The 17365-nt window shown below is 69.3% G+C and carries 17 protein-coding genes and 2 pseudogenes; 8 read left to right on the top strand and 11 right to left on the bottom strand.

The features are described from left to right. Positions 1 to 53: 53 nt before the first annotated feature. Positions 54 to 917, bottom strand: a complete 864-nt coding sequence (pssA, locus tag G6N50_RS16930) for a CDP-diacylglycerol--serine O-phosphatidyltransferase (RefSeq protein ID WP_083094980.1) — start codon at positions 915 to 917, stop codon at positions 54 to 56. Beyond that, on the bottom strand, positions 914 to 1636 hold the full coding sequence (locus G6N50_RS16925) for a phosphatidylserine decarboxylase (protein ID WP_179970025.1): 723 nt from the start codon (positions 1634 to 1636) through the stop codon (positions 914 to 916). Before G6N50_RS16925 ends, pssA begins: the two co-directional genes overlap by 4 nt. A 65-nt stretch (positions 1637 to 1701) precedes the next feature. Here G6N50_RS16925 and G6N50_RS16920 point away from each other — a divergent pair, with 65 nt between their 5' ends. Then, a complete protein-coding gene (locus G6N50_RS16920) occupies positions 1702 to 2916 on the top strand; it encodes an MFS transporter (RefSeq protein ID WP_083094981.1) in 1215 nt (404 codons plus the stop codon). A 12-nt stretch (positions 2917 to 2928) separates the two neighbouring features. Here G6N50_RS16920 and moeA read toward each other — a convergent pair whose 3' ends face one another. From moeA to G6N50_RS16905, 3 genes are all read right to left on the bottom strand, one after another. After that, the gene (gene moeA / locus G6N50_RS16915) at positions 2929 to 4134 is read right to left on the bottom strand and encodes a molybdopterin molybdotransferase MoeA (protein ID WP_083094982.1); all 1206 of its coding nucleotides are present in this window, start codon (positions 4132 to 4134) and stop codon (positions 2929 to 2931) included. A gap of 19 nt (positions 4135 to 4153) precedes the next feature. Continuing rightward, the gene (locus tag G6N50_RS16910; protein ID WP_083094983.1) at positions 4154 to 5092 is read right to left on the bottom strand and encodes an SDR family NAD(P)-dependent oxidoreductase; all 939 of its coding nucleotides are present in this window, start codon (positions 5090 to 5092) and stop codon (positions 4154 to 4156) included. A 140-nt stretch (positions 5093 to 5232) separates the two neighbouring features. Then, complete coding sequence (locus G6N50_RS16905; protein ID WP_083094984.1) at positions 5233 to 6297, bottom strand: alpha/beta hydrolase; 1065 nt, start codon at positions 6295 to 6297, stop codon at positions 5233 to 5235. Positions 6298 to 6398: 101 nt separating this feature from the next. On the opposite strand from G6N50_RS16905, the gene G6N50_RS16900 reads away from it, so the two are divergent. Further along, positions 6399 to 7007: a TetR/AcrR family transcriptional regulator gene (locus G6N50_RS16900; RefSeq protein WP_083095076.1), complete on the top strand. Its 609-nt coding sequence runs from the start codon at positions 6399 to 6401 to the stop codon at positions 7005 to 7007. A 420-nt stretch (positions 7008 to 7427) separates the two neighbouring features. On the opposite strand, the gene G6N50_RS16895 is transcribed toward G6N50_RS16900, so the two are convergent. Continuing rightward, positions 7428 to 7922, bottom strand: a complete 495-nt coding sequence (locus tag G6N50_RS16895) for a cupin domain-containing protein (protein ID WP_083094986.1) — start codon at positions 7920 to 7922, stop codon at positions 7428 to 7430. Positions 7923 to 7951: 29 nt separating this feature from the next. Between G6N50_RS16895 and G6N50_RS16890 the strand changes: the two genes are divergently transcribed. Next, positions 7952 to 8650, top strand: coding sequence for a M24 family metallopeptidase (locus G6N50_RS16890; protein ID WP_083094987.1), 699 nt, complete (start codon positions 7952 to 7954; stop codon positions 8648 to 8650). Positions 8651 to 8728: 78 nt separating this feature from the next. On the opposite strand, the gene G6N50_RS16885 is transcribed toward G6N50_RS16890, so the two are convergent. Further along, entirely contained in the window at positions 8729 to 9643 is a 915-nt protein-coding gene (locus G6N50_RS16885; protein ID WP_083094988.1) for an SDR family NAD(P)-dependent oxidoreductase, read from the bottom strand. A 103-nt stretch (positions 9644 to 9746) separates the two neighbouring features. On the opposite strand from G6N50_RS16885, the gene G6N50_RS16880 reads away from it, so the two are divergent. The 3 genes and pseudogenes from G6N50_RS16880 to G6N50_RS16870 form a co-directional block, all read left to right on the top strand. Beyond that, positions 9747 to 10319, top strand: a complete 573-nt coding sequence (locus tag G6N50_RS16880) for a TetR/AcrR family transcriptional regulator (protein ID WP_083094989.1) — start codon at positions 9747 to 9749, stop codon at positions 10317 to 10319. Between the two features lie 193 nt (positions 10320 to 10512). Beyond that, positions 10513 to 12138 carry a chaperonin GroEL gene (gene groL / locus G6N50_RS16875; protein WP_083094990.1) on the top strand — a complete coding sequence of 542 codons (1626 nt, stop codon included), beginning with the start codon at positions 10513 to 10515 and terminating at the stop codon, positions 12136 to 12138. A 170-nt stretch (positions 12139 to 12308) separates the two neighbouring features. Continuing rightward, positions 12309 to 12464 (top strand): annotated as a pseudogene (locus tag G6N50_RS16870) (SDR family NAD(P)-dependent oxidoreductase); the annotation flags it as partial. 31 nt (positions 12465 to 12495) lie between these two features. Here G6N50_RS16870 and G6N50_RS16865 read toward each other — a convergent pair. The 4 genes and pseudogenes from G6N50_RS16865 to G6N50_RS16850 all read right to left on the bottom strand — a co-directional run bounded on the left by G6N50_RS16865 (position 12496) and on the right by G6N50_RS16850 (position 15927). Continuing rightward, entirely contained in the window at positions 12496 to 13059 is a 564-nt protein-coding gene (locus G6N50_RS16865) for a carboxymuconolactone decarboxylase family protein (protein ID WP_083094991.1), read from the bottom strand. Between the two features lie 18 nt (positions 13060 to 13077). Further along, positions 13078 to 13473, bottom strand: coding sequence for a hypothetical protein (locus tag G6N50_RS16860; protein ID WP_083094992.1), 396 nt, complete (start codon positions 13471 to 13473; stop codon positions 13078 to 13080). Positions 13474 to 13525: 52 nt separating this feature from the next. Continuing rightward, positions 13526 to 14146 (bottom strand): annotated as a pseudogene (locus tag G6N50_RS16855) (PPE family protein); the annotation flags it as partial. A gap of 38 nt (positions 14147 to 14184) precedes the next feature. Then, positions 14185 to 15927, bottom strand: coding sequence for an N-acyl-D-amino-acid deacylase family protein (locus G6N50_RS16850; protein WP_083094994.1), 1743 nt, complete (start codon positions 15925 to 15927; stop codon positions 14185 to 14187). Positions 15928 to 15992: 65 nt separating this feature from the next. Here G6N50_RS16850 and G6N50_RS16845 point away from each other — a divergent pair, with 65 nt between their 5' ends. Then, positions 15993 to 16505 carry a mycothiol transferase gene (locus G6N50_RS16845; protein WP_083094995.1) on the top strand — a complete coding sequence of 171 codons (513 nt, stop codon included), beginning with the start codon at positions 15993 to 15995 and terminating at the stop codon, positions 16503 to 16505. A gap of 10 nt (positions 16506 to 16515) precedes the next feature. Next, on the top strand, positions 16516 to 17361 hold the full coding sequence (locus tag G6N50_RS16840; RefSeq protein WP_083094996.1) for a hypothetical protein: 846 nt from the start codon (positions 16516 to 16518) through the stop codon (positions 17359 to 17361). The last annotated feature ends 4 nt before the right edge of the window (positions 17362 to 17365 follow it).

The following is a 17365-nucleotide window of genomic DNA, read 5'->3' as shown; positions in this document are numbered from 1 at the left end:
GAGGGCCCCGCCGCTGCCCGGGCCGGAGCGGCCCGCATCGTCGCCGGAGCGACTCACGGCAAGCGCCTGCCCGGCTTGTGCAGGCCCAGCCGCGCCACCGACCGGCGGTGGGGCTCGGCCCGGCGGATCGCCCGCCGGGTGGCGCGGCGCTGCTTGGGTGCGTCATCCCACGCCTCGGGGTGCGCGGCCAGCCAGCGCGAGTTGCGGATGGCGAACGGCACGTGGCACAGGTAGGCGACGATGATCACCCAGATCAAGACATACGGCGCCAGCACCGCCGCCGCCGCGCAGATCGCCAGCACCGCCAGCAGGGGTGCGGCCCAACTGGGCGGCACGGCGACCGCGTGCATCTTGCGCATCGGGATCTTGCTGACCATCAGGATCGAGGTCCCGGTGATCCAGATGCACAGGAACAGCGGCGACGTCCACCAGCCGTCACCGAACTGCAGCTTGAGTCCGATGAGACCGATCATCGAGATGGCGCCGGCCGGCGCGGGCATGCCGACGAAGAACTCGTGCGCGTAGGACGGCTGGCTGCCGTCGTCCTGCAGCGCGTTGAATCGCGCCAGCCGCAACACCACGCAGACTGCGTAGAGCAGGATCACCACCCAGCCGGCCGGCGACTTCGTCAGCAGCGTCACGTAGAGCACGATCGCCGGGGTCACGCCGAAGTTCACCGCATCGGCCAGCGAGTCGATCTCCTCGCCCATCCGCGACTGGGCGTCCAGGATGCGGGCCACCCGCCCGTCGAGTCCGTCCAGAATGGCGGCCGCCGCGATGAGCGCCATCGCGGCCTTGGGCTGGTGTTCGAGAGCGAACCGGATCGAGGTCAGTCCCGCGCAGACGGAGAGCACCGTCATCGCGCTCGGCAGGATCTGCAGATTGACCGCCGGCCGCCCGCGCGGCTTGCTGATCATGGCAGCTCGGCCAACACAGTCTCGCCGGCGATCGCGCGCTGGCCGACTTTCACCAGCGGCTCGGCGCCCGCAGGCAGATAGGTGTCCAGGCGGGAACCGAACCGGATCAGGCCGTAGGTGTCACCGATGGACAACTTGTCCCCGACGTGCGCGTCGCAGATGATGCGTCGGGCCAGCAACCCGGCCACCTGCACCGCGACGATGTCCGCGCCGCCGGCGGTGCGGATGCGCAGGCTGGTGCGCTCGTTTTCCGAGCTCGCCGCGGCCAGATCGGCCGAGCCGAATCGGCCCGGCCGGTGCTGCACGGCGATCACCTCGCCGCTGACCGGGGCGCGCTGCACGTGGGCGTCCAGCAGGGACAGGAAGATGCTGATCCGTGGGAGGGGCGCGTCGCCCATGCTGAGTTCGGCGGGCGGGGCGGCGAAGTCGATCACGCAGACCTCGCCGTCGGCCGGTGCGACGACCGCACCGGGCCGGGTGGGTGGCACCCGAGGGGGGTGACGGAAGAAGCCCGCGCAGGCGCCCGCCGCCAGCAGGCCCGCGCGTCGTATCCATCGGTGCCGGCGGCCGACGAGGGCCAGCGCCAGCCCGGCGCCGATGAACGGTCGCCCGGCCGGATGCACTGGTGGGACGGCCGAGCGCACCAACTCCAGCGCATGCTGCGGGCTGAAGCCCGGGTCCGAAGCCGTGGGGCCGATAGTGCGGGGGCGTCGTGCCACGCGGCCATCTTACGGAGCGCGCGGCTGATTCGTAGACGCCCGCAGAGGGAACGCCCACCTTCGACATGCAATCCCAGAGCGCCGATCGGCCGGCAACACACGTGGGCCGGGCGAAAGTCGCGGTCACCACCGTATTCATCGCGCACGGTGTGGTGTTCTCGTCCTGGGCCGCCCACATTCCCCACGTCAAGGCCGGGCTCGGCCTGTCCGACGCGGCACTCGGCACGGCGCTGTTCGGCGCGCCGCTGGGATCGGTGGTGGCCACGCTGCTCAGCCACTGGGCGCTGCCCCGCTGGGGGAGCCACCGGCTGATCCCGGTCACGGTGGCCGGTTATGCCCTGGCCGGAATGACGGTAGGCCTGGCCGGATCCGCGGCCTCGCTGTTCGGTGCGCTCGCGCTGTGGGGGCTGTTCCAGGGGGCGCTGGACGTCGCGATGAACACCCAGGCGGGCACGGTCGAGCGGCTCGCCAAAGCCCCGATCATGGCGCGATTCCACGGCATGTGGAGCGTCGGGGCGTTGGTGGGGGCGGTGATCGGTGCGGCGTGCGTCGGCGCGGGTGTCGGCCTGGCCGTCCAACTGACGGTGCTCGGGCTGGTGGTCCTGATCGTGGTGGAAACCCTGTCCCGTCGCCTGATCTCCGACGCGGTGGACGCCTCGGCCGCGTCTCCGGAGCCGACCCCGGGGAGGCGGGCCTGGATGACGCCGACGGTGGCAATCCTGGCGGCGGTGTCGTTCGCGTCGTTCCTGTGCGAAGGCGCCGCCACCGACTGGTCGGCCAATTACCTGCGCAACGTCATCGGCGCCGGCCCGAGCGTCTCCGCGCTGAGCTACGCCGCCTACACATGTGCGATGGTCGTCACCCGGTTCGGCGCACCCCGGCTGCACGCGCGGGTGTCCAGTCGCCGGCTGCTGCCGGCGCTGGCGCTGGTGGCCGTCGTGGGCATGAGCGTGACCTTGGCCGCCGCCAACGCCTGGGTCGGCGTGCTCGGTTTCGCGGCGCTGGGCGCCGGCGTGGCGCTGCTGGTGCCCACCGCGTTCAGCGGGGCCTACGGCGCGAGCGACGGCAAATCGGCGGTCGCCATCGTGGCAGCGACCGGGTGGCTGGGCTACCTGCTGGGGCCGCCGCTGATCGGCCAGCTGTCCGGTCGGGTCGGGCTGGCGGCGGCGCTGGTCACCATCCCGGTGATGATGTCGATCGTCGGCATCGCCATCCGCTGCACCCCGGCCTTCGACAAGGCCGACGAATTCCATCGGGACGTGGCCACGCCCGCGGCCTGAACGCGGTCGGCGCTAGCGCAGATCCCAGACCTGCAGCTGGGTTCCCTCGGGCACCTCGACGACGTCCTCCGGGATGTCCAACAGCCCGTTCGCCGACGCCAGCCAGCGCAGGTGATGCGATGCCGGCGGCCCGTAACTGGTGACGCTCCCGCCGTCGTCGCTGAGCACCGCGCGCCGGAACTGGCGCTTGCCGCGCGGCGAGGTCAGCGACTCGGCGAGCACCGCGGTGCGGTGCGGGCGTTCCGGGTCCGGCAGGCCCATGGCTTTGCGCAGGGCGGGCCGGATGAACACCTCGAAGGACACCAGCGCGCTGACCGGGTTGCCGGGCAGCGTGACGATGGTCGCGCCGGCCACCCGTCCCACGCCTTGAGGCATCCCCGGCTGCATCGCGACCTTGACGAATTCCACGCCCTGGTCGCCCTCGCGCCCGAAGGCGTCCTTGACCACCTCGTAGGCACCGGCGCTGACGCCGCCGCTGGTGATGATCAGATCCGCGTCGCCCGCGTATCGCTCGATGATCGAACTGAATTGGGCCACTTCGTCTTCTGCGGTTGCCACGGCGACCAGCTCGGCGCCCGCATCCCGAACGGCGCCGGCCAGCATGATCGAGTTGGACTCGTAAATCTGCCCCGGCCGCAGCGCGGTGCCCGGCGTCACCAGCTCCGACCCGGTCGAGATCACCAGCACCCGCTGGCGTGGGATCACCGGCAACTCGGCGATGCCCAGCGCCGCCACCAGCCCGAGCACGGCCGGCGTCACCACCTGGCCCCTGCGCAAGACCGTGGTGCCGGGCGAGACGTCCTCGCCCGCGCGGCGAATGTGCTTGCCGGCCTCGCGGGGCGCGCGGATCGACACGGTCTCCACGCCGCCGTCGGTGTCCTCCACCGGCACGACGGCCGTCGCGCCGGCCGGCAGCGGCGCGCCCGTCATGATCCGGTGGGCGGTGCCGGGTTGCAGCGTGAGTTCGTCGGTGCGCCCGGCCGGAATGTCCTCGGCGACGGGCAACACCACCGGATGTTCGGGCGTGGCGCGCGACGTGTCCTCGGCGCGCACCGCGTAGCCGTCCATCGCGGAGTTGTCGAAGACCGGAAGCGCGAGCTGCGCCACCACGTCTTCGGCCAGGACCAGGCCCTGGGCCTCGGCCACCGGGACCGCGACCGGGGGCCGGGCACGAATCAATTCGGTGACGACCCGTTGATGTTCGGCGACTGAGCGCATCGGAGCCATTATCCGCGCGTCAGACGGGGAAGCTGACGCCGGTGAGTTCTTCTGAGACGGCCCAGAGCCGGCGCTGCAGCTCCGGGTCGTGGGATTGGGCGCTCGACTCGACGAGCTTGGGGCGGCCGCGCTGCTCGAGGAAGCCGGACGGGCCGTAGTACTGGCCGCCCTGGACGGCTGGATCGGTGGCGGCCCGCAGCGTCGGCAGCGCGCCCATGGCCGGGCTCTGGAACAGCACCGGCCCCAGCACGGCCTTCACCGGCCGGAAGACGCCCGGCAGGTTGCGGGCCAGCTCGGTGTTGGAGCCGCCGGGATGGGCGGCGACGGCGATGGTTCTCGCGTCGGGCTTGGCCGCCAGCCGGCGCTGCAGCTCATAGGTGAACAGCAGGTTGGCCAGCTTGGACCGCCCGTAGGCGGCGATCCGGTCGTATCGGTGTTCGGACTGCAGGTCGTCGAAGTCGATCGCGGCCCGCAGCCGGTGACCGAGACTGCTGACCGTCACCACCCGCGAATCCCGCACTACCAGCAGGTTGTCGAGCAGCAGCCCGGTCAGGGCGAAGTGGCCCAGATGATTGGTGCCGAACTGCAATTCGAAGCCGTCGTGGGTGACCTGCTTGGGCGTCCACATCACCCCGGCGTTGTTGATCAGCAGGTCGATGCGCGGGTAGGCGGCGCCCAGCGCGGCGGCGGCCGAGCGCACCGAGTTCAGGGAGGTGAGATCCAGCTGCTGCAGTGTGACATCCGCGCGGGGACTCGCGGCGACGATGCGCGCCAACGCCGCGTTGCCCTTCTCCAGGTTGCGAACCGCGAGCACGACGTGGGCGCCGCGGTAGGCCAGCACGGCGGCCGCCTCGTACCCGATGCCGGTGTTGGCGCCGGTGATGACGACGACGCGGCCGCTCTGATCCGGGACGTCGCCCTCCGACCAACTGCGGTTCTCTCTGTCGTTGGAAGCCATGGCCCAAAAGATACTCATCGACGACCGGCGGCGCCGGGTTGGGCGAGACCTTTCGACGGTCCGGTCGCGGCACGCTTAGGGAGAAAAAACCGTTATCCAGACTGCGATTTCCTCCGGATTCGGCAAATAAGGCGCGTGCGTTATCGCACTGGCGTCGACGCGAATTGCGCGCGCAGCCAGGCGATGATCTTCGGCACCACCTCGGGCGCCTTGCTCATTGCGACGTGGCCGGTGCCCTCGATCAGGTGCACCTCGGTGTCGCGGCGGCCCTGGAATACCAGGGTGTCGGACTGCGGGATGAAGTAGTCGTCGGCCCCGTTGATCACCAACATCGCCGAATTGTCATGCCGGGCAAGCAGATTCTCGCGGTTCAGGTGATTCATACCTGCGCTGAGCTCGTCGAGGGTGGGGGAGTGGTCCCGGTGCATGGCGTTGCCGAGGATGTCGTGCATGCCGTAGGGCAGCCTGTCGAGATTCTCCGGACCGAAGGCGGCGACGACCGGACCGCCGAGATCGACTGCGGCATCGACGATTCCGGACAGCCCGGACATCGCGGCGAAGTTGCCGCCGAACGACGCACCGAAGTGGGCGACCCGGCCGTCGCCCAGTGTCCGGGCGTAGTCGGCGAGCCCACGGATCACCTCGTCGGCGTGTCCGTCGAGCGGGATCGCGGTCTCACCGGTGCCGGGATGGTCGAAGGCCATCGTGGTCACGCCCGCGCCCTGGGTGAACCCGACCCACCATGGGTGGATGTCCATCTTCCAGGTGTCGACACCGCCGCTGGCGATCAGCACCGGCCGGGTCGCGTAGGTGCCGTCGGCGGAATACAGGTGCACCGGCACCTCGACGGACCCACCGCGATGCGGGACGGTGACGATGCGCCGCTCGAAGTGCACCGGAAAGTCGCCGGCCGCCAACTGAAATTGCTCGAGTTGGTGCTGCATCGCCTTGACCCGCGCCGGGTCGGTGAGGCAGGGGAACTTGGCGCACCCGTAGACCAGGGAGGCCATCGGGTGCTCTCCGCGCTCGACGTATTCGCTTGCCAGGCAAGACCATTCATAGACCCATCCGCCGGGTGTATCGGCCCACATGTTGTCGACGGCCGCGCGGACCCGCTCGATGTCGCCCAGTGGGATGCCGAACTTCGCGAACTGATCGGTGCGGTCGTCGAACATGGCCGCGGTGTCGATGTCGTAGATGTACATGGTGGCACTGCTCCTCAATTTTCACGGCCCGTTGAGACTAGTCTCACGCTACGTTGAAACAAGTCTCAACGCAAGAGGAAATTCACGCTAGGATGAAACTCATGGCGAAGAAACCGTTAACTCCCGGTCCGCGGGATGAACGCGGGGTGCTGGCCGCGCGGATCGTGGCCGCCGCCCGCGACGAATTCGCCGAAAACGGTTGGGCGGGAACCACAATCCGCGCGATCGCCCGGGCCGCGGACGTCGATCCCGCGCTGGTCTACCACTACTTCGGATCGAAGGAGAAGTTGCTCGACGCGGCGACCAACCCGCCGCAGAAGTGGTTGGACAACGTCGCCAAGGTCTGGACCACGCCGGTGGACCGGCTCGGCGCCGCCGTGCTGAGGCTGATGCTGGACAGCTGGGCCGACGAGGAGATCGGGCCGACGTTGCACGCCATCCTGCAAACCGCGGCGCACGAACCGACCACGCGCGAGAAACTGCGACGCGTGGTCGCGGGCAGCCTGATGGGCGTCGCGCAGCTCGGCAGCGACGAACACGAGCGCCTGGTCCGCAGCGGCCTGATCGCATCGCAGACCATCGGCCTCGCGCTGATGCGCTACGTCTGGCAGATCGAGCCGCTCGCGTCGATGACCGACGACGAGGCGATCGCGGCCATCGGTCCCAACCTGCAGCGCTACGTGGACGGCGACCTGAAAGGCGTGCGTTAGCCGCCGATTCTCGCAGTGCGCTGTTACCGAATGGGCGACGGGCGCCGGCCCGACGTGCGCGGCACGCGGGGCCTTCGGGTCATCGCGGGCGGTGCCAGGGACAGGCGTGCCTGGGCCCGATCGCGGTATCCCCGGCCGCCGCGCTGATAGCCGCTAACCCGGATACCGCGTTCCCGCACGGCGACCGGCGCCGGTGGGCGCGGCCGAAAATCCGGTGTGCTCCGGGGTTTCCGGCGTTTGACGCGCAGGCTGATCATCACCGGGGCGCTCATCGACCAATCGATTCTCTGCCGCATCCAGGCCGCAGCCCGCTTCGACGGCTTCCTCGTCCGCACGGCCACACCCTACGCCGGTGGCCAGCGCTCGAGGCGAGCGACCAGAAGCGTTACGGCAGAGGAAAATCCGGATTAATGGAAGGGTTTACTGCACCCAGAAATTATCGTGGCGGATGAACCATTCCCGGCGCTCGTCGTCGGTCATGTCGGCCAGCGCCGCGAAGCCTTCGAAGTAGGCCTCGCGGGGCGCGCCGGGCGCGAACAACATCAGGATCGATGCCGGGTCGTTCGCCTCGTTGCGAAACCCATGCACGCCCCCGGGCGGCACGTAGAGGAAGTCGCCTTGCCGCCCGTCCGTCCACTCGGTGCCGTCGTAGAGCTTCATCGTTCCGGACAACACGAAGAACGCCTCGGACATGGCCCGGTGGAAATGCGCGGGCGGCCCGCCGCCGGCCGGGGCGATGTCGACCCGGTAGAGCCCGTAGTCGCCGGCGGTGTCCTGTTGGTTGGCCAGGTAGTGGTACTTGACCCCGGACGTCTCATAGTCGGGTGGCTGATCGGCCCGCTTGAGCCAGGCGCTGATCTCCGGTTCGTCTTTGGTGTATCGGGCTGGCGGATAGGGCGGCACGACAAGGGACATGGTTCCAGTGTGCGCATAGCATCGCCGATGTGGACCGATCGACCGCCGAAGATGTTCGCGTGCAACGACTGCTGGACGCCGAACGCAAAGCCGCGCAACTGTTCGACGAGATCGAGCGGCGGGCCATGATTCGCCCCGGGCTGGCCGAGAAGGAACTGTCCGATGACATCCACCACCTCGCCGGCGAGATGTTCGGGGTGACCCGGCACTGGCACCGGCGGATCGTGCGGGCCGGGGCGAACACGCTGCAGCCGTTCCACGAACGCCCGCCGGATCGGCTGATCGTCGAGGGCGACATCGTCTTCCTCGACCTGGGTCCGATCTTCGAGGAGTGGGAGGCCGACTTCGGGCGGACGTTCGTGCTCGGCGCCGACCCGCACAAGACGGCCGTTCGCGACGCCCTGCCGCGGGTGTGGGAGGCCGGCCGCGAGTACTTCGAGGAACGTCCCGACGTCACCGGGGCCGAGCTGTTCGACTTCGTTGTCGGGGTGGCGCACGCCGAGGGCTTCGAGTGGGGCAGCCGCATCGCGGGCCATCTGATCGGCGAGTTCCCGCACAAGAAAATCGCCGGCCCGGGCGTCGAGTGGTACATCATGCCCGGGTCAAACAAACCGATGCGCCGCACCGATCCGCGCGGCCGCACCTGCCACTGGATCCTCGAGATCCACCTCGTCGATCGCTCGCGCGGTTTCGGCGGGTTCTACGAGCAGCTGCTCGATCTGCCCTGATCGGGGACGGCTCGACCTGCCGGTGCTGATCGCAAGCGCGGCGCTTGCGCCGGGCGCGGCGGGTCGGCACCATCTGCCCTAGTCGAGCGGGTAGACCACCCCGGTGAGCTCCTCGGAAACCGCCCACAGCCGCCGCTGCCGGTCGACGTCGTGCGACTTGGCGCTGGAGCCCACGATCTTCGGATAGCCCCGCGTCTGGCCAGGGCCGTCGGGTCCGTAGTACTGCCCACCGAGCACCGCCGGGTCGGTGGCCGCGCGCAGGGTGGGGAGCGCGCCCATGGCCGGGTTCTGGGCGACGAACGGTGCGATCCGCTCGAACGCGAATTGCAGCGGGCCGGGCATGTTGCGCATCAACTCGGTGTCGGACATGCCGGGGTGCGCGGCCGCGGCGATCGTCGTGCCATGTGGGGCGAGCCGCCGTTGCAGTTCGTAGGTGAACAGCAGGTTGGCGAGCTTGGCCTGCCCGTAGGCGGCGACCCGGTTGTAGCGGCGTTCCCATTGCAGATCGTCGAAGTGGATGTCGGCGAGGATGCGGTGACCGACGCTGCTGACCGTGACGATCCGCGATCCGGCGACCGGGAGCAGCCGGTCCAGCAGCAGGCCGGTGAAGGCGAAGTGGCCCAGGTGGTTCGTGCCGAACTGCAGTTCGAAGCCGTCCTTGGTGTTCGACTTCGGCGTGTACATCACCCCGGCGTTGTTGATCAGCAGGTCGATGCGGTCGTGCGCGGACCGCAATTGGTCGGCCGCGGCCCGGACGGACTCCAGCGAGGTCAGGTCGAGCTCCTGCAACGCGACGTCGGCGTGCGGGCTGCGGGCGGTGATCCGGGCCGCCGCGTCTTTGCCCTTGTCCAGGTTGCGCACCGCCAGCACCACGCGGGCGCCGTGTCCGGCCAGCGCCTGGGCGGTCTCGAAGCCCAGGCCGGTGTTGGCTCCGGTGATGACGGCGACCCGGCCGGACTGGTCGGGGATGTCCGCGGTGGTCCACTTGGCCATGGCAGGCTCCTTGAACTTGTAGAGTAAACGGGGCGAGCGCTCCGGTTGATTGGAACTATACGGAACGCTCGCCCCGCTTTGTCAACTGCGGAGGAATGAACAGATGGCGCAGCCCGATCGCCCGCTGCGCGCCGACGCGGCGCGCAATCGCGCGCGCGTGCTGGACGTCGCCTACGAGACCTTCGCGGCCGAGGGCCTCGCGGTGCCCATCGACGAGGTCGCGCGCCGCGCCGGCGTCGGGGCTGGCACCGTCTACCGGCACTTTCCCACCAAGGAGGCGCTTTTCCAGGCGGTCATCGAGGACCGGATGCAGCGGCTCGTCGACGACGGGCGCGCGCTGCTCGAGTCCGTCGGCCCCGGCGAAGCGCTGTTCGCCTACCTGCGGTCGATCGTGCTGCAGTGGGGCGCGGCCGATCGCGGCCTGGTCGACGCGCTCGCCGGGTTCGGGATCGACGTCGCCACCGCCGCGCCCGAAGCCGAGGACGCGTTCCTGGCCATGCTCGACGAGCTGCTGCGGGCCGCGCAGCGGGCGGGCACCGCGCGCCAGGACATCGGGGGGCGCGAGGTGAAGGCGATCATGGTGGGGTGCCAGGCCATGGAGGCCTACGACTCGGCGTTGGCCGAGCGCGTGACCGACGTCGTCATCGACGGTTTACGCGCTGGGCGAGAGCGCTGACCTCTTTCTTGCACTCGACATAGGCGAGTGCTAAGAATGACATTGGCACTCGCAGTGGGTGAGTGCTAGGTCGGGACGGTGAGGCCAGCTCTGGTCGTCCGTCGCGGGCACTGCGCCCGGCCAGCGTAAGTAGCGGGGTTGCCGTAACCCGGTGACCCGCGTTTCATTCCCAATCCGGAGGAATCACTTCGCAATGGCCAAGACAATTGCGTACGACGAAGAGGCCCGTCGCGGCCTCGAGCGCGGGCTAAACGCCCTCGCCGACGCGGTAAAGGTGACGTTGGGTCCCAAGGGCCGCAACGTCGTCCTGGAGAAGAAGTGGGGTGCCCCCACGATCACCAACGATGGTGTGTCCATCGCCAAGGAGATCGAGCTGGAGGACCCCTACGAGAAGATCGGCGCCGAGCTGGTCAAGGAAGTCGCCAAGAAGACCGACGACGTCGCCGGTGACGGCACGACGACGGCCACGGTGCTCGCCCAGGCGCTCGTCAAAGAGGGTCTGCGCAACGTCGCGGCCGGCGCCAACCCGCTGGGCCTGAAGCGCGGCATCGAGAAGGCCGTCGAGAAGGTCACCGAGACCCTGCTCAAGTCCGCCAAGGACGTCGAGACCAAGGAGCAGATCGCGGCCACCGCGGCCATCTCCGCGGGTGATCAGTCCATCGGCGACCTGATCGCCGAGGCGATGGACAAGGTCGGCAACGAGGGCGTCATCACCGTCGAGGAGTCCAACACCTTCGGCCTGCAGCTCGAGCTCACCGAGGGCATGCGGTTCGACAAGGGCTACATCTCGGGCTACTTCGTCACGGACGCCGAGCGTCAGGAAGCCGTCCTCGAGGACCCCTTCATCCTGCTGGTCAGCTCCAAGGTGTCCACCGTCAAGGACCTGCTGCCGCTGCTGGAGAAGGTCATCCAGGCCGGTAAGCCGCTGCTGATCATCGCCGAGGACGTCGAGGGCGAGGCTTTGAGCACCCTGGTCGTCAACAAGATCCGCGGCACCTTCAAGTCGGTGGCCGTTAAGGCTCCCGGCTTCGGTGACCGTCGTAAGGCGATGCTGCAGGACATGGCCATCCTCACCGGTGGTCAGGTCATCAGCGAAGAGGTCGGCCTTTCGCTGGAGAGCGCCGACGTCGCCCTGCTGGGCAAGGCCCGCAAGGTCGTCGTCACCAAGGACGAGACCACCATCGTCGAGGGCGCCGGTGACTCCGACGCCATCGCCGGCCGGGTGGCCCAGATCCGCAGCGAGATCGAGAACAGCGACTCCGACTACGACCGCGAGAAGCTGCAGGAGCGCCTGGCCAAGCTGGCCGGCGGTGTTGCGGTGATCAAGGCCGGAGCCGCGACCGAGGTCGAGCTCAAGGAGCGCAAGCACCGCATCGAGGACGCGGTCCGCAACGCCAAGGCCGCCGTCGAGGAGGGCATCGTCGCCGGTGGTGGCGTGGCCCTGCTGCAGTCGGCACCGGCCCTGGAGGAGCTCAAGCTCACCGGCGACGAGGCCACCGGTGCCAACATCGTCCGCGTGGCGCTCGAGGCTCCGCTGAAGCAGATCGCCTTCAACTCCGGGCTGGAGCCCGGCGTTGTCGCCGAGAAGGTCCGCAACTCGAAGGCCGGCACCGGCCTGAACGCGGCCACCGGTGAGTACGAGGACCTGCTGAAGGCCGGCGTTGCCGACCCGGTGAAGGTGACCCGTTCGGCGCTGCAGAACGCGGCGTCCATCGCGGGGCTGTTCCTCACCACCGAGGCCGTCGTCGCCGACAAGCCGGAGAAGGCGGCCGCACCCGCGGGCGACCCGACCGGTGGCATGGGCGGCATGGACTTCTAAGTCCGCCTGCGAAAAAGCCCGGTCCCCACAAGGGGCCGGGCTTTTTCGTGTGCGGCGGACGAACGTCCGGCGAGCGTGAAGCTAGCCGCACATTCGACGCCGAGCGTGCGGCCAGCTTCACGTTCGGCGGTGATGAGTGCTGCCCACGCTCGGCGTTCTAGGGTAAGCGCGTGGCCCTTCCGTCTCCCTCAGCCACCAGCACCGCCGTCGTGACCGGCGCATCGTCGGGCATCGGCGCCGACATCGCCCGCGAACTGGCCGACCGCGGCCACGGCGTCACGCTGGTCGCCCGCCGCGAAGAGGCGGGTGCTGTTGCCGCTGCTGAAGAACCAGCATCCGGGACTGCGCAGGGACCGCTCAGCGCCCTGACTCCGGCCAGGGCCGCATCCAGCCCTCGACCGGAAGCGCGAGCGCGTTGCACAACGTGCAGATCGTGCGGTACCAGCCGACCGCGGTAAGCAATTCGATCCGCTGCTCGTCGGTCAGGTCGCGGCCCAGCGCGTCCCACGTCGCCTCTGACCACGAGCCGGTGCGCTCGAGTTCGTCCACCGCCTCGATCAGCGTCCGCTCGGCCGGGCTCCAGCGTGGGTCGTCCGCGCAGCCGGTGACCGGCGCGTCGCACTCGTTGTCGCTGACCCCCGCGATCGGCCCCCAGAACGCCGCCTGTCCGCCCCACTCGTACCGACAGCCGACCAGGGCGCAGATGCGAAGGATGGCGATGGTCCGCGTCCGTCCGGGCAAAAGCGCTGCGACATAAAGGGATTCGCCGAGCTTGCGCAGCCGGGAGGCGAGCGCGGGATGGCGCTGCAGGCAACGCACCAAGAGCAGCGGCTCGTAGGTGCGGTCGGGGTGACCCCAGCTGTTGATGCCAGCGGCATCTTCTTCGCTCCACGGCGGGGCGAGCGGTGCGACACGGCTCACGGATGAGACTGTACGGCCTCACGCCGGCAGCGAGAACACCACGCAGTCGTGCAGGCAGCCCTTGGCCGCGTCGGGGGAGTCGGCGTCGCGGTGCAGCAGCGCGCGGGTGGGAACCACGCTCAGGCGGGCGGTTTCATCGCCGGCGTCGGTCACTTCGGCGCTGCCGTCGACGATCAGGGAGTAGCCGCCCGGTTCGGCGGGCGGCCACAACAGGGTCACGTCGGCGCGGTGGGCGAGATTGTTCCGGGTGCGCCCACCGATGAGTCCGACATCGAGGGTGGCTTCACGCAGCTGCGGCTCGACCGTCACGGTGTGCACCCGGTACCCGTCGTCGACCGTGATCAGGTACGCGTAGGGGAAGTCGACAAGCGCGTCGGCCAGCGCCTTGAGATCGACCTTTTTCTTGGTGCGCATGATCTCCCAGGATAGGTGCGGCCCGGGACTACTGCGGTCCCGTCGGCCGCAGGAACCCGGCGATGCGCGACGTGTAGCCGCGGGCGACCGCGCCGGAGCTGGCCGGGCGTGTGACCGCGGTGCTGGTGTTGGAGAAGCCGAGGTTCTGCAGCACCTGATTCCAGGGCGGCAACTTGGCCACGGCCGCCGACGCGTCGGCGTGATAGCCGAACATCGCCGCCACGTCCGAGGCCCACATCTGCTCGTAGGCGGCCTCGATGTCGGCGATCGCCGGGGTGTTTTGCCCGAGGTGATTGTTGGCCGCCAACGCCGACACCAACGCCCGGTTGGCCGTCACCACGGCGGGCTGCACCGTGGCCGCCAGCGCCACCTCGAACGCGGTCGCGATGGCCGAGGCCTGGTGGGATACCTCTTCGGCCTGCGCGGCCGCGGCGCTGAGCCAGCTCACATACTGGCTGGCCACCGACATCATGGCCGCCGACGACGCGCCCTGCCAGGATCCGGTGGCAAGATCTGTCGTCACCGAAGAAAACGACGATGCCGACGATGCCAACTCCCCGGCCAGCCCGTCCCACGCCGCCGCGGCAGCAAGCAGCGGCCCGGGACCTGGACCGGAGAATATTAGTGCCGAGTTGACTTCTGGCGGCAACCACGCAAAATGCGGGTTCGTCACGGACCCAACTTAGCTGGTATATGCCACTTTTGGGGGCGTTATCGCGAGGCTGCGGGGATGGGCTGGCGGCCACGGACCAACTTGCCTGGGCGGGCGTCGGTGGGAACGCCGTTCTCCGCGATCACTTCTCCCGCCACAATCGTGGCGACATACCCATCGGCGGTCTGGTCCAGGCGCCGCCCCCCGGCGGGCAGGTCGTAGCTGATCATCGGCTTATGCAGCCGCAATGCGGCGTGGTCGATGACGTTGAGATCGGCCTTGTGGCCGACCGCGACCCGCCCGCGATCACCCAGCCCGGCGATGCGGGACGGCACCGACGTGAGCTCGCGAACCGCCTCGGACACCGTGAACCGTCCGGCCTTGCGGTCCCGCGCCCAGTGCGTCAGGAAGTACGTCGAGTAGCTGGCGTCGCAGATCATTCCGTAGTGGGCGCCGCCGTCGCCGAGGCCGAGCACCACGTCGTCGCGGTGCAGTAGCTCGCCGACGGTATCCAGCGAGTTGTTCTGCAGGTTGCTGGTCGCGACCAACAGCATGGCCCGGCCGTCGTCGTCGAGCAGCCGGTCGTAGGCCTCCTCCATCGGATCCACGCCGCGGGCGCGGGCGCGGGCCCCGATGCTGGTCGACGGGTCGGGCTCGTAGTCGGGGGTGTCGCCCAGCGGGAAGATCCAGTCCCACATCTGCGCCACGTAGAGGATCGGGTGTCCCTGCCCGGGCTTGTCGGCCAGGATGCGGGCGCGGACCTCGGGCTTGCGCATTTCGGCGACCCGCTCGGCCAGCGGCAGGTGCGCTATCTCCCGGTAACTGGGGTAGAGCACGAACGGGTTGGCGGTCAGCTGCAGGCCGATGATCAACCCGACCGGGCGCGGCAGCAGCTGCGCGGTTACTCGGATTTCGCCGCCATCGGCGGCACTGTTCGCCTTCTCGATCATGGTGATGGCGTCCGGCCAGGTCGGGTCGCCCGAGTTGGCGACGACGAGGGTGAAGGTGACCGGCAGCCCGACGTCCTCGGCGACGTCGAACACCATCTGCAGCACGGGCTGGTAGCCGCCCGACGGGATGTCGGGAACGAACTGCAGCAGCCCGCCGCCGCCGTCCACGACGCCGCGGGCGATCTCCTCGATCTCCTCCCGCGCGGCCTCGTAACTCGGGATGGGCGAGCCGCTTTCGGTCTTGTGGATGGTCAGCCGCGACGACGCGAAGCCCAGCGCGCCGACCTCGATCGCCTCCTTGGCCAGCGCCCGCATCTTCGCCAGATCCTCGTCGGTGGCCGGCTCGCGGTCGGCGCCGCGCTGGCCCATCACATACACGCGCAGCGGCGAGTGCGGCAGATACGCCGCCACGTCGATGTCCCGCTTGCCCGCCTCGAGCGCGTCCAGGTATTCGGGGAAGGTCTCCCACGTCCACGGCAGGCCGTCGGTCATGACCACGCCGGGAATGTCTTCGACACCGGCCATCACGTCGACCAGCACGTCGTGGTCGGACTGGCGGCAGGGGGCGAAGCCGACCCCGCAGTTGCCCATCACCACCGTCGTCACCCCGTGCGCCGAGGACGGCGTCAGGCGCTCCGACCAGATGGACTGGCCGTCGTAGTGGGTGTGCAGGTCGACGAAGCCGGGCGTGACCAGCAACCCGGTGGCGTCGATCTCCCGCGTCGCGGCCTCTCCGTTCACGTGCCCGACAGCCTTGATGACGCCGTCTTGCACCGCCACGTCACCGACGTACGGCTCACCCCCGAGCCCGTCGACGATGGTGCCATTGCGGATGATCAAGTCGTAAGTCATCCAAACAATCTACGACCGTTTCGGTAGGTCGTGCCAGGTCATTTAGCTCCCGTAGTGTCGGAGACATGGCGAATCCCGACGCATGCGTTCAAGAACTGCTCCGCGACGCGTTCACCCGGTTGATCGAACACGTCGACCAGATCACCGAGGGGTTGACCGACGAGGTGTCCGGCTATCGGCCGGCCCCGAACGCCAACAGCATCGCCTGGCTGCTCTGGCACAGCGCGCGGGTGCAGGACATCCAGTTGGCCGATGTCGCCGGCGTCGGGCAGGTGTGGTTCCGCGACGGCTGGGTGGACCGGTTCGGACTGGACCTGCCGCGCGACGACAGCGGTTATGGCCACGGGCCCGACGACGTGGCCAAGGTGAAGGCGCCCGCGGATCTGCTGTCCGGCTACTACCACGCGGTGCACAAGCTCACCCTCGAATACCTCGCCGGGGTGACCGCCGAGGAGTTGGCCCGCGTCGTGGACACCAACTGGGACCCACCGGTGACGGCCAGCGCTCGCTTGGTGAGCATCATCGACGACTGCGCCCAGCACCTCGGGCAGGCCGCCTATGTGCGGGGGATTGCGTAGATTCGCAGGCGTGCGATTCGCGGCGACCGCGCTGTTGTGGCTCATCACCACGCTCGCGCTTGCGGTGGCGGTTCCCGCCGCGTGGACGCAGCTGCATGTCGTTGACCCCGACGGCTACGCGGCGATGGCGCAGCGCGCGGCGACCGATCCGGCTCTGCAGTCGGCCATGGCGGCCGAACTGAGCGCCCGGGCAATGGCTCTCATCGCCGAGCACGGCGGCCGTTATCCGGTCGACAGTTCGGAGGTGCACGAGGCCGCCAGTGCCTTCACCGCCGGGCCCGCGTTTCCGCCGCTGTTCGCCCAGGCGAACCGCGCGGCACACGGCTGGTTGTTCAGCGACCCGGGCGCCGGCGGGGACGGCAACCAGTGGGCGGTCGACGTGGCACCGATGCTCAACGACGGCTCGATTCAGCCGCTGCTGAGCCGCCACAACGTGACGGTCCCCGCGAAACTCACTGTCCCGCTGACTGTTTCGGTCCCGCAATGGAAAGGACGGCTGAGCCGGCTGTCCACCTGGGGCCCGTGGCTCAGTGTGGGGGCGGCGGCGCTGTGCGGTGTCTGCGCGCTGCTCACGGTGGCCGCCGCCCGCCGCCGCGGCAAGGCGCTGAGCAGTCTGGGGGTCTCGGCGCTGCTCGTCGGTGCGGGCGGATGGGCGGGCATCGAGGTCGCCGCTCGCTACCTCAACGATGCGCTTAACCGCACCACCGGCAACGTCCGGCGCGTCGCCGAGGTGATGGTCGAACACGCCGAATCCGGTCTGCACCAATGGCTCAACGCCACGTTGCTCGCCGGCACCGCCCTGGTCGCGTTCGGTGTGATCACCGCGATGCTGGGCGGTCTGGTGAAGAAGTCGTGAACCC

Origin of the sequence: Mycobacterium mantenii (assembly GCF_010731775.1) — a bacterium.
In the GTDB taxonomy this organism is placed as follows: domain Bacteria; phylum Actinomycetota; class Actinomycetes; order Mycobacteriales; family Mycobacteriaceae; genus Mycobacterium; species Mycobacterium mantenii.
The sequence above is the reverse complement of the archived record's forward strand: the minus strand, read 5'-3'. Positions and strand labels throughout refer to the sequence as shown.